The organism is Streptomyces sp. NPDC102270 (assembly GCF_044766405.1).
Taxonomy (GTDB): Bacteria; Actinomycetota; Actinomycetes; order Streptomycetales; family Streptomycetaceae; genus Streptomyces.
Window position 1 is genome coordinate 423,892 of the sequence record NZ_JBIWLX010000003.1, and the last position, 13,946, is coordinate 437,837.

A 13,946-nucleotide genomic window follows, 5' to 3' on the forward strand; every position below is an offset into this window, starting at 1 on the left:
GACCGGTATTTCGAACGCGGTTCGGTAAATCGGTCAGAAAGTAGGCCCTGGCCGTGGGCGCGTCAATCGTCCTGTCACTCTTTTGTGATTCCTGTGCACCCGGGGCGCTCGGGAGCGCCCCGGGGCGGGTGGGTCAGCGCTGGGTGTAGATGAAGCCGAGCTTGTCGACCTCGTCGCCGCCACGGCCGTGGAACCCGGTGATCTGCCAGCCGGTCGGTGCGGTGCGGGTCACGCAGTCGGAGGTGGTGGTGCCGCCGGCCAGGGTGCGGCCGAGGTTGGTCGAGAACTTGGCGTAGAAGATCCGCGTGTGGCCGCTGTACTCGCCCTGGCAGAGCTGGGCCGCGGTCACGTACTCCCCGCTGCCCAGGGACAGGGAGGATGCGGTGCCGCCGGTTCCGCCGTGGGTGAGCGCGGTGCCGTTCGCCAGCGTGAGGCCCAGCTGGTCGACGCGGGATCCGGCCCGCAGGGCGACCGTGGTGGCGCGGGCACCGGCGGGGACGGCGGCGATGTCGTTGAAGTAGTCGCCGTGCGGGCCGCCGTACTGGTCGCTGAGCCGGTAGGCGGAGTTGCGCGACCAGGTGAAGCCGACGGTGATCGGGTCGTGGTCGGAGAGCATCAGATTGTCGCTGGTGAGGAACTTGGCGTGCTCGTTGTTGTACGAGGTCGCGTTGAGGGAGACGAGGGGGCTGCTGCGGTAGAGGACCTTGTCGACGACCTCGCAGGTGTTGGGGACGGTGGTGCCGGTCTGGTCGCAGACCAGGGCGTCGCTGCCCTTGGCGGGCGGGGTGCCGCCACGGATCAGCTGGACCCAGGGGTCGGTGAGGCCGTTGGCGGCGGCGAACTCGGCGATGGTGTCACCGGAGCGGGTGTAGCGGGTGTTGGTGTCACCCATGACCACGACGGCGTTGCCGGCGGAGTGGGCCTTGATGAACGCGGTGAGCTGGTTGAGGTTGTCCGCGCGCGAGGCGAGGTCCCCGTCGTTGGTGCCGGCGTTGGTGTGCAGGTTGTAGAAGTCGACGTAGACGCCCTCGGCGAGGCGCTCGCGCATGAAGGTGAAGCCCTTGGGCGTGAGGCAGTCGCCCGAGTCCACCTGGCAGGAGTTCCAGCGCACCCGCTCGAAGTCGTCGGCGTCGTAGGGGATTTTGGACAGGGTGTTCAGGCCGCTGCCGATGCCGGCGCCGCCGCTGGTGGGCGTGCGGTAGGCGTGGTTCGTGTCGCCCGCGTAGAGGTAGGCGTGGTAGTTGAAGTCCTCCTCCACGTGGACGATGTCGTACGGCGCGATCCGCTGGCCGATCGCCGTGGTGCTCGACTCACGGGGTGTCGATGCGCTGGAGATGGCCGAGGGCAGGCCGGCCACGTTGTAGCTGAGGACACTGAAGCTGCCCGAGTCGGCGGCCGTGGCGGTCGGGGCGGCCGCGGTGAGTCCGCCGAGGACGGCGGTGGTCGTCGCCAGAGCGGCGAGAAGTCTGCGCATGGGGGGTGTCTCCTGGAGGAGTGGCACGGGTGAAGTGGCGGGGCGGGAGAGAAGTTACCGCTGGTTACCCCATGTTGTCGCCGTCTTCTGCACGCCCGGATCGCCAAGTTCCCAGCGCCGGACCGGGCGTTGGGGCCCCGTGCCCACCGACGTTCATCTCTCCTTCACGCACGGTGGCTGAATCCCGGCCCTGTGGATGCCATGGTTTCCGAGCGATACGGGGTGTGGAATTTCTGCGCGGCATATCTGTCTACGATATGAAGATCGTAGGGAGAGGGGACGCGTGTGAGTGAACCACCAGTCCTCGTCTGCCCGGAGTGCGGGGCGCCCAGGGCGGCGGACGGCACTCCCTCCTGCACCTGCGCACACCGCGCATCCGAGGCCCACCGCGAGTCCCGTACGGCCGAGGCGGCCGCGGTGGAGGACTTCGATCCGGTGCGCATCCGGCCCTTCGTGGAGGTCGGCGAGGAACCGGCGGACCCGGCCGGAGAGCCGGAACGACCGGCCCCGGCAGGGGACTTGAGTGAGACCGTCCTGGTCCCGGTGGACGCGGGACCGGCAACTCGCGAGGAGCCGCGCGTCCCGTCCCCGGCCGACAGCGCCCCGCACGGCCGCGGGCGGCGGAACCTGATCGTCGCCGGGGCGGGAGCAGCCGTCGCCGTCCTGGTCACGGGCGGATTCGTCGGCGGGCTCTTCACCTACGACGGCCCTTCACGGGACGGCTCCGTGGTCGGCGGCGTACGCGCGGGCGTGCCGGAGGCGCCCCCGTCGTCGAGCGCTCCCTCCGTCACGGCGTCTTCCCCTACGGCGACCTCGACGCGGTCGTCCGCACCGCCCTCCTCCTCGCCGAGCGCGGAGTCCAGTGACAGCGCGTCCCCGACGGGCACCACCACCCCGACCCGCGCCCCGTCGAGCGCCGCCGCCACGGCCACGGTGGGCCCCGGCCCGACGGCGTCGAGCGGCCGGCCTCCTGTCCTCGGCCTCGGTGACCAGGGGCCCGAGGTCGTCGAACTCCAGCTCCGCCTGCGGCAGCTCGGCGTCTACGCCGGGGAGGCCGACGGCGACTTCGACCAGCAGGTCGAGAGCGCGGTGCGCACCTACCAGGTCACCCGCTTCGTCACCAAGGACGAGCCCGGCGTCTACGGCACGGCGACGCGCGCCGCGCTCGAGTCGGAGACCTCGCAGCCGTGACGGCCTGGGGCTACTTCCGGTGCCCGTCGGATGGGTGTGCCCGGTCGTAGGGGCGGGGGTAACCGGTCGGCGCGTAGGGGAGATAGCGGGCCGGTGAGGCCGGATCGGCTTCGGTGGCACGGGAGTTGAGTGCGGCGGGATCACTGCCGAGCCAGTGGCCGCTCCTGATCCGGTCCTCCAGCGCGTGCAGGGCGGCGATCTGCTCGCCGGGGCTGAAGGTGCAGTGGCCCGCGTTGTCGACGTAGCGCTGCCGCAGCAGTGGAGCCGAGCCCCCGGCGGTCGCGGCCCGGAGGTAGGCGCTCTCGGACTGCACCGGGATCAGTGCGTCGCCGGTGGTGTGAATGTTCAGTTGGGGCTTGCTGAGGCGGCCGGTGAAGGTGCTCGTACGGGTCATCCAGTCGACGGCCTTCCTGTCGGCGCGGGTGCGCGGGGCCTTGTCGAGGGTGTTGAGGTCGGACTTCAGCGAGAGACCGGCCTTCGCGTACAGCTCCTTGACCTCCTTGAGGTAGGGGGAGCCGCGGAGCATCGCGTGGTAGTCCACGCCGGTGTTCCACGACATGTTCCCGCCCGCCCGGGCCTCGGCCTCCTGACGCCACACGAAGGCGGGGAACTTCACCAGTCCGACGACGGCCTGGTACTGGCCCAACTGCTGGGCGTCCCGGTCGGTGGGCTCGGGCCGGGGCTGTGAAGGATCGTTCCAGCCGGGGATGTTGTGCAGGGCCGCGGCGAGCGCGATGCGGGCCCGTCCGTCGGCGGTCCGCTGCGCCTCGGTGAGGACAGCCGTCATGTCGTCGGAGGCCCGGGTGGCGGCGGCCGGGCTCGGCAGCCCGGTCAGCGGGATGCCGGAGCCGGGTGCGAGGAGCGCCTTCAGCGCGAAGACCGGGTCCAGCGTGCTGTTCCAGTTGGCGACACCGCCCTGGACCAGACCGCACATCGACAGGGAACCGGCGAGACGGGACGCGTGGCGTTCCGCGAGGGCGGTCGTGACGAAGCCGCCGTAGGACGTGCCCCAGGCGATGGTGCGTCCCGCGCGTCCGAAGCGGGCGGTGAAGGTGTCGAGGGTGGCGAGCTGGTCGGGTACGGCCTCGGTGACGGCCCAGCCGGTGGTGGCGTACGAGGATCCGATGAGCGCGTAACCCTGCTTCAGGAGCAGGGACTTCGTGGTGTCGTCGGGCGCGTTGCGGGCCGCGTTGGGGACGCCGGGCGGTGTGTAGCCGTGGCTGTAGAGGAGGACCGTGCCGTTCCAGCCGGCCGGCACGTCCATGAGGTAGGTCGCGCCGGACGGCAGGCGGCCCTCGAGATGGACGTCCTCGGCGGCGTGGGCGGCCGGGGTGAGGGGAGCGGCGAGCAGCAGTGCCGCCACGGTGACGAGCGTGCGGGTGCGGATGCGGTGCATCACGAGACGTGGGCTCCTTGGGGCAGTCCGTATTTTGCTGCGGTCGGGGGGACTGACACCGGCGAAAGTAGGCGTGTACATTGCGGGCGTCAATGATGTGCACAACATCAGTGGACGGGTCGTGAGGCGCTCTGACGCCTCGTCAGGAGGGCCCCATGCAAAGGCGTGTGCTCGGACTTGCCGTTGCGGTGGTGACCCTCGCGGGCGCCGCCGGATGCGGATCGTCGAACTCCGGGAGCGGCGGCACATCGTCCGCGGACGGAGCGAAGAAGACCCAGGTCACCGTCGGTGTCATCCCCATCGTCGACGTGGCGCCGCTCTACCTCGGGCAGAAGCAGGGGTTCTTCGCCCGTCGCGGGATCGAGCTGAAGATGGTGACCGCGCAGGGCGGTGCGGCGATCATCCCCGGGGTGGTGAGCGGTCAGTTCCAGTTCGGCTTCAGCAACACCACGTCCCTGATGCTCGCCCAGACCAAGGGCGTCCCTGTGAAGTCCGTGGTCAACGGGGCGGCTTCCAACGGCAAGGTCGGAGCCGACGTCACCGGTGTCCTGGTGAAGAAGGACAGCCCGGTGAAGTCCGCGAAGGACCTGGCCGGGCGCACGGTCGCCGTGAACACCCTGCAGAACATCGGGGACACCACGGTCCGCGAGTCGGTGCGCGAGGACGGCGGCGACCCGGCGAAGGTGAAGTTCGTCGAGATCCCCTTCGACCAGATGCCGGCCGCGCTGGACGGCGGTCGCGTGGACGCCGCGTGGATGGGCGAGCCGGCCCAGACCGTGGCCAAGGCGCAGGGCGCCCGGGTCATCGCCTCGCCCTTCGCCGAGACAGATCCGAATCTCACCGTCGCGACCTGGTTCACCTCGACGAAGATCGCACAGCAGAACCCCGACCTGGTGAAGAAGTTCACCGAGGCCATGACGGAGTCACTGAAGTACGCCTCCGGCCACCCGGACGAGGCCCGGCAGATCCTCACCGTCTACACCAAGATCAGCGGCGATGTGCTGACCAAGCTCATCCTCCCGAGCTGGCCGCCCCAGGTCGACACGGCCTCACTGGAGAAGCTCGCCGCGCTCGGCGAGGAGGACGGCATCTTCGGCGACAAGAAGCCGGACATCCAGGCGCTGTTCTCCTGAGGGGGCAGGGGGCTGAGCTCTAGAGAGGGTGCCGTTCGGCCCAGAGGTCGCCGCCCCATTCCAGGAGCCGGGCGAGGTCCTCGTCGGACGGGCGGGGCGCGGCCGAGGGGGTGTGGGTGCCGCGGGAGATGTTGCCGCTGACGGTGATGTTGTGCTCCACGCGGGGGCGGCGCAGTCTCTCGTAGAGGCCGAGCGCGGCCTCCGTGTCCGGTGCGTCCCGCAGGGACTTGGCCAGGACGACGGCGTCCTCCAGCGCCATCGAGGCGCCCTGGCCGGTCGCGGGGGAGGCCGCGTGGGCGGCGTCGCCGATGAGCACGGTCCGTCCTGACCGCCACGGGGTGCCGGTGGGGATCTCGGTGGCGTTGGTGACCATGAGGTCGTCGCCGGTAGCCGCGACGAGATCCGCGGCCGGCGTGGCGTCCTTGCGCAGCAGCGGCAGCAACAGGGCACGCCAGTCGGCGGGCGTACCCTGCGCCAACTCCTCGGCGGGCAGCGGGTCGCCGCTCACCCTGGCGAACCAGTACGCCTCCCCGTCCGGCGACACCGCGTACCCGAAGGCGGCCCCGCTGCCGCGGACCATGGTGATGCAGGCGTCCGTGCCGGGAGGAGAGGCGGCGCGCGTGTAGCCGTAGAAGACGTACTGACCGGCGTAGAAGGGCCGCGTCCCGGGTGAGACCGAGCGTCGTACGGTGGAGTTCAGGCCGTCGGCGCCGATCAGCAGGTCGCCGGTCGCGGTGGTGCCGTCGGCGAAGTGCGCGGTGACCCCGCCGGGACCGTCCTCGACGGAGGCGAGCCGTGCGCCGTGCCGGACGGTGATGCCCCGGCGCGCGGCCTCCGCCTGGAGCGCGGTGTTGAGGTCGCCGCGGCGCAGGCACCGGTAGTGGAGCAGCGGGTCGGAGGTCTCGCCCATGGGGGCGTGCGCCCGCTCGGTGCCCGTGTCGTCGAGGACCCGCAGTGAGGTCAGCGGGAAGCCCATCGCGGTGACCGCAGCGGAGGCGTCCAACTGGGCCAGGGCGCGCATGCCGTTGCTCGCCAGGGTGAGGAACGCGCCGATGTCCTCCGCCGAGTCGGGATGCGCCTCGTGCACGACGGCCTCGAAGCCCGCCCTGTCCAGTGCCAGAGCCACCGCCGTACCGGCGATACCGCCGCCGATGACCAGTACGCGTGCCACACCCACCCCGTTCGTCCCGCGTCGGCCCGCACGGTCGTACGGACACGGAAGGAACGACCGGACGGCGGCGGGGGTTCCGCCGCCGTCCCGTCCGGTCAGGCGCCGCTCTCGCGCAGCATGTCCTCGCGCTCGACGAGCTTCACGCGCGCGCGGCCCTGCGGCTCGCCCAGCGCCTTCTCGGCGGCGTCCAGCTTGTACCAGCCCTCCCAGGTGGTGAAGCGGACGTTCCGCTCGGCGAGGAACGCGTCCACGGCCTCCGGCTCGGGCGAACCCGGGGTCTGGAGGCGGTCGTTGGCGAAGTCGTCCAGGAGGTTGGACACCGTCTCGTTGGCGTCGCCCTTGGTGTGGCCGATGAGGCCCACCGGACCGCGCCGGATCCAGCCGGTGACGTACGTCGACTGCAGGTGCTCGCCGCTCTCCTGCAGGACCCGGCCGCCCTCGTCGGGGACCGTGCCCGAGTCGATGTCCCAGGGCAGCTTGGGCAGCTTGTCGGAGAGGTAGCCGACCGCGCGGTACACCGCGGTGACGTCCCAGTCCTTGAACTCGCCGGTGCCCTTGACGTTGCCGGTGCCGTCGAGGGCGGTGCGCTCGGTGCGCAGACCGACGACCTTGCCGTCCTCACCGAGGATCTCGGTGGGCGACTCGAAGAAGTGCAGGAACAGCTTGTGCGGACGGTCGCCGACATCGCGGATCGCCCAGTTCTCCAGGGTCTTGGCGACCATGTCGGCCTGCTTGTTGCCGCGCCGGGTCTCGATCGAGCCCTCGTCGTAGTCGATGTCCTCGGGGTCGACGATGACCTCGATGTTGGGGGAGTGGTCCAACTCGCGCAGCTCCATCGGGGAGAACTTCGCCTGCGCCGGGCCACGGCGGCCGAAGACGTGGACCTCCAGAGCCTTGTTGGCCTTGAGGCCCTCGTGGACGTTCGGCGGGATCTCCGTGGGCAGGAGTTCGTCGGCCGTCTTGGCCAGGATGCGCGCCACGTCGAGGGCGACGTTGCCGACGCCGAGGACGGCGACCTTCTCGGCGTCCAGGGGCCAGGTGCGCGGCACGTCCGGGTGGCCGTCGTACCAGGAGACGAAGTCGGCGGCGCCGTAGGAGCCGTCGAGCTCGATGCCCGGTATGCGCAGCTCGCGGTCGGCGGTCGCGCCCGTGGAGAAGATCACGGCGTCGTAGAACGCGCGCAGGTCGTCCAGGTTGATGTCGGTCGGGTAGTCGACGTTGCCGAAGAGACGGATCTGCGGCTTGTCGAGCACCTGGTGCAGGGCCGTGATGATGCCCTTGATCCGGGGGTGGTCCGGAGCCACGCCGTAACGGATCAGTCCGAACGGGGCCGGCATCCGCTCGAAGAGGTCGATGGAGACACCGGGTTCGGCGGCCACATCGGACTTGAGCAGCGCGTCGGCGGCGTAGATCCCGGCGGGGCCGGCTCCGACGATGGCTACCCGCAGGGGGCGGGGCATGATCAGGTTCCCTTCGAGCGGTGACAGATCAACTCGAGGGAAGCCTAAGCTAAGGCAAGCCTAAGTCGGTACGCGGGTCCACTCTATGAGCTCATAAGGTCACCTTATGAGTGGCCAAGGGTCTCGAAGCCGGTCACGGGAGCTGCTGTTCCGCCCAGATGACCTTGCCCGCCGGGGTGTAGCGGGTGCCCCAGCGGTCGCTGAGCTGGGCGACGAGGAACAGTCCGCGGCCGCCCTCGTCGGTCATGGCCGCGTACCGCAGATGCGGTGAGGTATTGCTGCTGTCGTAGACCTCGCAGATCAGGGCGCGGTCGTACAGCACGCGGACGTGGATGGGGTCGCCACCGTAGCGGATCGCGTTGGTGACCAGCTCGCTCAGGATCAGCTCCGTGGTGAACGCGAGGTCGTCCAGGTCCCAGCGGGCGAGCTGCCGGGACACGGTCGCCCGGACGTCGGCGACGGCCGCCGGGTCGCCGGGGACCTGCCACTCGGCGATCCGGTCGGCCGCCAGCGCCCGGGTACGGGCCACTATCAGGGCGATGTCGTCGGTGGCCCGGGCCGGCGGCCGCGCGTCCAGCACGGCCCGGCAGGTGTCCTCGGGCGAGGGGCCGGCCTGCTCCAGTGCGGTGCGGAGCAGCTCCAGGCCCACGTCGATGTCGCGCTCCCGGTCCTCCACCAGCCCGTCCGTGTAGAGCACCAGGCGGCTGCCCTCGGCGAGTTCCAGGTCGGCCGTCTCGAACGGCAGGCCGCCGAGGCCGAGCGGGGGACCGGCGGGCACGTCGGCGTACTCGACACTGCCGTCGGGGTGGATGACGGCGGGCGGCGGATGGCCGGCCCGGGCGACCGTGCACAGCCGGGAGACCGGGTCGTAGACGGCGTACAGACAAGTGGCCCCCGTGACCGGTGAGTTGCCGCTCTCCTCCGCCTCGTCCTGGTCGATCCGGGCGACCAACTCGTCGAGCAGGGCAAGCAGTTCGTCGGGCGGCAGGTCCAGGGCGGAGAAGTTGTGCACCGCCGTGCGCAGCCTGCCCATCGTGGCCGCGGCGTGCAGCCCGTGCCCCACGACGTCGCCGACCACGAGCGCCACCCGCGCACCGGACAGCGGGAGTACGTCGAACCAGTCGCCGCCCACCCCGGCCTGCGCGGGCAGGTACTTGTAGGCGATGTCCAGGGCGTCCTGCTCGGGCAGCCGGCGCGGCAGCAGACTGCGCTGGAGCGTCACCGCCATGGTGTGCTCGCGGGTGTAGCGGCGGGCGTTGTCGATGGAGACCGCGGCCCGGGTGACGAGCTCCTCGGCGAGGGCGACCTCTTCGGTGTCGAAGGGCTGGGGCTTGTCCGAGCGCCAGAAGCTGACCGTGCCCAGGACGAGGCTGCCGGCCCGCAGGGGGACGGCGATCAGCGAGTGGATGCCGTATTCGAGGACGTGGGCGGAGCGCTCCTTGTCCTGTGCGCGCCATCCGGCGGCCTCTGCCAGACGCGGCTCCAGGACGGCCCGGCCGCTGCTGATGCCGCGGGACTGGGGAGCGGAGTCGACCAGGGGGATGCGCTCGCCGACCTTGTACAGCGGGGCGTCCTCGCGGATGCCGCTGAGCGCGGTGCGGCGCAGGGTGGTCGCCGCCTCCGGCTGGCCCCCGCTGAGCACCGCGTCGAAGAGGTCGACGGTGGCGAAGTCCGCGAACCTCGGAACGGCGAGCTCGGCCAGTTCCTCGGCGGTGCGGGTCACGTCCAGGCTCGTGCCGATGCCGACCGTGGCGTCGTACAGCATGTCGAGGCGCTCGCGGGCGACCTCGGCGCGTCCGGACAGGGCGCGCAGCTCGGTGGAGTCGCGCAGGGTGGCGACGCTGCCCGGCGGGCCGCCCTGGATGTCGGTGGGCCGCTGGTTGACCGCGAGGAGACGGTCCTTGACCCGGTGCACCTCATCGGTGGCGACGCGCCCGGACGCCAGCAGCCCGGCGATGTCGGCGGGGAGCGCGAGGTCCAGGACGTGCCGGCCCTCGGAGTCGGCGGGCAGGTCGAGCAGCCGGTGCGCCTCGTCGTTGGCGAGCAGCAGCCGCCCCTCGCCGCCGACGATCAGCACACCCTCGCGTACGGCGTGCAGCACCGCGTCGTGGTGCTCGTACATGCGGGTCATCTCGTGCGGACCCAGGCCGTGCGTCTGGCGCAGCAGCCGTCGGCTGACCAGCGCCGTGCCCGCCGTGGCCAGGGCGAGCCCCACCGCGGCGGCCATCAGGAGCAGCGGCAGCTGCTGGTTGGCGGTGCCGCCCACCTTGGCGGTGGTGATGCCGGCCGACACCAGGCCCACGACCTTGCCGTCGTCCGCCTTGATCGGGACGACGGCCTGCACGAGTGGTCCGATGGTGCCCGTGATGTCCTCGGTCACCACACGGCCGGCCAGCGCGGGGGCGATGTTCCCGACGAACTTCTTGCCGATGCGGTCCGGCTTGGGGTGCGTGTACCGGATGCCTTCGGTGTCCATGACGACGATGAAGTCCACGTCGGTCGCCCGACGGGCCGCCTCGGCACGCGGCTGGAGCACCGCGGAGGGGTCCGGACTGCTGAGGGCCTCGACGGTGCCCGGGGCGTTGGCGAACGCCTGGGCGACGGCCACCGAACGGTTGCGGGCCTCGACGGTGCTGTCGTGCCGCACCTGGAGCACCAGCGCCACCACCGCGGCCACGACCAGCAGCAGCACGATCACGACCTGGAGGACGAACACCTGTCCGGCCACGCTGCGTCCGCCGACCGCCGCCCGCAGCGCTCCCGGCGGCCGTCGCGTCCGGGCTCCGTCGCGCTCCGCCCGCGTGGGCGAACTGCCCCTCAGTGGGCCCTCGTGGCGGTCGTCGGCGTGGTCAAGTGTCTGCGGTGGGCGGGGACCGCCGGGGCGACGGGCCGGCCCGCCCCCGAAGCGGCCCAGGAGTCGGACCATGTGCCCATGTCTACACTGCCGCGCCCCAGGAGGCGAGGGCCGTCACACGGTGTGACGGCCCATCGAAAACCGGCACAGCTTGTCATACGGAGCTCCTCACAGTGACCGCGACGGAGCTGTCCGCCGGGTGGCGAGCAGCAGCGCGATGTCGTCGGGCCGGTCCACGGCGTGCCGGGCGGTCGCCGTGAGCCGGTCCGCCACGGCCGCCAGGAACCTGCTGCCCGGCCGGGCAGCAGGAGTGCCGGCCTTCGCGAGGGCCACCCGCAGGGCGGTGATCCCCTCGTCGATGTCGGTGCCGGACCGTTCCACCAGCCCGTCGGTGTAGAGCGCCAGGATCGCGCCCGGCTCCATCTGGAGCTCGGTCACCGGATAGCGGGCCCGCGGGGCCACCCCGAGGACGACCCCGCCGGGCAGGTCCAGGACCCGGGTGCGGCCGTCTGGGCTGCGCAGCAGGGGCGGCGGATGTCCGGCGCGGGCCGCCCTCGCCACGCCGGTGGCGGGGTCGAGCCGGATGTAGCAGCAACTGGCGAACAGGCCGGGATCGAGGTCGATGAGGAGATGGTTGGTGCTGCTCATGACCTCGTCCGGCGGCCGGTCCCCGAGCGCGAACGCCCTGACCGCGCTGCGCAGCTGCCCCATGGTGGCCGCCGCCTGCACCCCGTGCCCCTGGACGTCCCCGATGACCAGGGCCAGCCCGTCACCGGACTCGACGACGTCGTACCAGTCGCCGCCGACGTCCATCCCCGCGGTGCCCGGCAGATAGCGCCCGGCGGTCTCCACCAGCGGATGCGCCGACAGACGGCGGGGCAGGAGCGCCTGCTGGAGGCCCCGGGCGAGCACGGTCTCCGACTCGTAGCGCTGCGCCTTCTCCATGGCGTGGGCGATGAGTCCGGCCAGCGCGGTGAGGACCGTGCGCTCCTCGGTGCTGAAGCTGCGCGGCCGGTCGAAGCCGAGGATGCAGGAGCCGACCGGGCGCCCGGAGGCGATCAGCGGCAGGAAGGCCCGGGCGCCCTCGGTGGCGTCCAGGGCGATGCCGGGATAGGCGGCCGTCAGCTGTTCCATCGAGTCGAAGAACAGCGGACGGCCGGTGGTGAGGGTCTCCACGCCGGGCAGGTGCGTGCCCATGTCCACACCGTCGAAGGGCGCGAGGAAGCCCTTGGGGAAGCCGGTCTCCCACTCCAGGTACAGATGCCGTTCCTGGAGCAGGTAGATCGCGAGCCGGCGGCCGCCGAACGCCGGCAGCAGCTCCCGCATCACGACGGCGGACACCTGCCGGGCGGTGACCGCCTCGGTCAGGGCGATGGCCAGCGCGATCGGCCGGTACAGGTGCGCCAGGGGGCTCACGCCCGCCTCGGACACCTGGGCGGCCCCCTGCCCCGCGGGACTGCCCGTCACCCGGCTCGCGGGCCGCACCGTACAGGTCAGCCGGTCCGGCCCGGGGTGCACGGAGAGGGCGAGCCAGTCGCCTTCGTACGGCTGGTGGGCGGGGGCGGGGTCTTGTGGGGGCGCTTGAGGGGGTGGGGGTGGGGCGGTGTGGTCAGCGGGGGGTGCGGTGGGGTGGGCGGGCGCTGGTGACTCGGTGTGGTGGGCAGAGGACGGCGATCCCGTGTCCTGGGCGGGAGACGGCGAGTCGGTGTGCGGGGCAGGCGGTGTTCGTCCGGCGTCGCGGGTGGGCGGTGGTGGTCCGGTCTGTTGAGCGGGCCGCGGTGACCCGGTGTCCTGGGCAGGCGGTGGGCCGGCGTCCCCGGCGGGTGGTGGCCCAGTCTGTTGAGTGGACCTCAGCGACCCCGCGTCCTGGGCAGGTGGCGGCCCGGCGTCCCGAGTGGGCCGCGGTGACCCGGTGTCCTGGGCAGGCGGTGGGCCGGCGTCCCTGGCGGGTGGTGGCCCGGTCTGTTGAGTGGACCTCAGCGACCCCGCGTCCTGGGCAGGTGGCGGCCCGGCGTCCCGAGTGGGCCGCGGTGACCCGGTGTCCTCAGCGGTCGGCCGTGTCTCGGAGTCCTGCGTGGGTGGTCGTACGAGATGGAAGTGGACCGGGTCCGAGGTGAGGAGGGCCGCTCTCAGGTGGTCCTCGAACTCGGGGCGGGCCAGCCAGGGCACGGCCTCCCACAGGTCGCGGCCGACGAGCTCGGCGCGGGGGCGGCCCAGGAGCTCGGCGGCGCGCGGGTTCGCGTAGACGACCAGGCCCAGCCGGTCCACGCAGAACACGCCGTCGGGCAGCAGGTCGGCCGCCGAGTCCGCGGTGGGGGCCGGACCCGGGGCCACGACGACGCCCCGGACCGCGGGGGCGGCGGGCGGTTCGTAGGCGTTCCACAGGTCCAGCAGGCGCAGCTCGCCGTCCTCCGCCCGCAGGTAGAGGGGCAGCGCGGGAGGGCGGCCGGTGGCGGTGTCGCGCAGGGAGGCCAGGATGCGGTGCGCGTCGCTGGGGGCCACGGCCTCGGCGAACGCCTCGGTCGTGCCGGAGAACTCGCTGGGTGGCACGCCCAGGAGGGTGTGGAGGTCCTCGTCCAGGGCGATGTCGGCCGTTTCGGGGTCCCAGGCGAAGCGTCCGGCGCGTCCCACGGACGTGGAGGAGGTCGGCGGCCGCAGGCAGACCGGCTCACCCTCCCAGGCGACCTGGTCCGGGTTCGCCTCCTCCAGGCCCCGCAGCGCCTCGCCCAGCTCCTGGGCGAGGCGCACCATCCGGTCGCGGCCGGACAGCACCTCGGCGGCATCGGTGACGGCCGGGCGCAGCACGGTCAGCACACCGTAGGTCGTCGAACCGAAGACGACGGGCACGTAGAGCGAACCGAACTGGAACGGCAGGCCGGCGGCGAACTGCGGGTAGCGCCGCATCGTCTCGGTGGCGTTCGGCAGGACCACCTGGACACCGAGCCGGTAGGCGTCGGCGACGGGGAAAGGGCGGTCGGCGTGGAGCCGCCACCAGGGGCGGAACAGCGGTCCGGGGAGCCCCGACAGGACGGCGAGCCGGAGCAGTCCGGGCGTGCGGGAGCGCAGATAGACCCCTCCGGCGTGGCCGCCGGCCGCACTGATCGCCTCTGTCGAAGCGTCGATCAGCAGCGCCGCCAGCCGCCCGGCCGTGGGTCGTGGGTCCTCGACGCTCCCAGTCATCGGCCTACCTAGTCCGTGCACCGTCCCGCGGGCGACACAGCAAGAATGCGCCACAAGGACACCGGCCCGCACCCGGGCGGCCATATG

Annotated in this window: 8 protein-coding genes; 2 read left to right on the forward strand and 6 right to left on the reverse strand. The window is 72.1% G+C overall.

Going from position 1 to position 13,946, the window contains the following annotated elements; all coding sequences use genetic code 11:
- Window positions 1-133 precede the first annotated feature (133 nt).
- Window positions 134-1,474 (reverse strand): jacalin-like lectin, encoded by a 1,341-nt coding sequence (locus ACIRP7_RS07365; protein WP_403654972.1) that lies wholly within the window; start codon window positions 1,472-1,474, stop codon window positions 134-136.
- A gap of 285 nt (window positions 1,475-1,759) precedes the next feature.
- Here ACIRP7_RS07365 and ACIRP7_RS07370 point away from each other — a divergent pair, with 285 nt between their 5' ends.
- Window positions 1,760-2,665: a peptidoglycan-binding protein gene (locus tag ACIRP7_RS07370; RefSeq protein ID WP_403654974.1), complete on the forward strand. Its 906-nt coding sequence runs from the start codon at window positions 1,760-1,762 to the stop codon at window positions 2,663-2,665.
- A gap of 10 nt (window positions 2,666-2,675) precedes the next feature.
- On the opposite strand, the gene ACIRP7_RS07375 is transcribed toward ACIRP7_RS07370, so the two are convergent.
- On the reverse strand, window positions 2,676-4,061 hold the full coding sequence (locus ACIRP7_RS07375) for an alpha/beta hydrolase family protein (protein ID WP_403655146.1): 1,386 nt from the start codon (window positions 4,059-4,061) through the stop codon (window positions 2,676-2,678).
- A 155-nt stretch (window positions 4,062-4,216) separates the two neighbouring features.
- Between ACIRP7_RS07375 and ACIRP7_RS07380 the strand changes: the two genes are divergently transcribed.
- The gene (locus ACIRP7_RS07380) at window positions 4,217-5,194 is read left to right on the forward strand and encodes an ABC transporter substrate-binding protein (protein ID WP_403654976.1); all 978 of its coding nucleotides are present in this window, start codon (window positions 4,217-4,219) and stop codon (window positions 5,192-5,194) included.
- A 19-nt stretch (window positions 5,195-5,213) separates the two neighbouring features.
- On the opposite strand, the gene ACIRP7_RS07385 is transcribed toward ACIRP7_RS07380, so the two are convergent.
- The 4 genes from ACIRP7_RS07385 to ACIRP7_RS07400 all read right to left on the reverse strand — a co-directional run bounded on the left by ACIRP7_RS07385 (window position 5,214) and on the right by ACIRP7_RS07400 (window position 13,859).
- Window positions 5,214-6,365: an FAD-dependent oxidoreductase gene (locus ACIRP7_RS07385; RefSeq protein ID WP_403654978.1), complete on the reverse strand. Its 1,152-nt coding sequence runs from the start codon at window positions 6,363-6,365 to the stop codon at window positions 5,214-5,216.
- A 95-nt stretch (window positions 6,366-6,460) separates the two neighbouring features.
- Window positions 6,461-7,825 (reverse strand): FAD-dependent oxidoreductase, encoded by a 1,365-nt coding sequence (locus tag ACIRP7_RS07390; protein ID WP_403654980.1) that lies wholly within the window; start codon window positions 7,823-7,825, stop codon window positions 6,461-6,463.
- Window positions 7,826-7,958: 133 nt separating this feature from the next.
- Entirely contained in the window at window positions 7,959-10,751 is a 2,793-nt protein-coding gene (locus ACIRP7_RS07395) for a SpoIIE family protein phosphatase (protein WP_403654982.1), read from the reverse strand.
- A gap of 96 nt (window positions 10,752-10,847) precedes the next feature.
- Window positions 10,848-13,859, reverse strand: a complete 3,012-nt coding sequence (locus tag ACIRP7_RS07400) for a SpoIIE family protein phosphatase (RefSeq protein WP_403654984.1) — start codon at window positions 13,857-13,859, stop codon at window positions 10,848-10,850.
- Window positions 13,860-13,946 lie beyond the last annotated feature (87 nt).

Excerpts from the sequence above, each read along its gene's own strand:
- ACIRP7_RS07380 (WP_403654976.1), top strand. The coding sequence starts at position 4,217 with ATGCAAAGGCGTGTGCTCGGACTTGCCGTTGCGGTGGTGACCCTCGCG.
- ACIRP7_RS07400 (WP_403654984.1), bottom strand. The coding sequence starts at position 13,859 with ATGACTGGGAGCGTCGAGGACCCACGACCCACGGCCGGGCGGCTGGCG.
- ACIRP7_RS07375 (WP_403655146.1), bottom strand. The coding sequence starts at position 4,061 with ATGCACCGCATCCGCACCCGCACGCTCGTCACCGTGGCGGCACTGCTG.
- ACIRP7_RS07390 (WP_403654980.1), bottom strand. The coding sequence starts at position 7,825 with ATGCCCCGCCCCCTGCGGGTAGCCATCGTCGGAGCCGGCCCCGCCGGG.
- ACIRP7_RS07395 (WP_403654982.1), bottom strand. The coding sequence starts at position 10,751 with ATGGTCCGACTCCTGGGCCGCTTCGGGGGCGGGCCGGCCCGTCGCCCC.
- ACIRP7_RS07365 (WP_403654972.1), bottom strand. The coding sequence starts at position 1,474 with ATGCGCAGACTTCTCGCCGCTCTGGCGACGACCACCGCCGTCCTCGGC.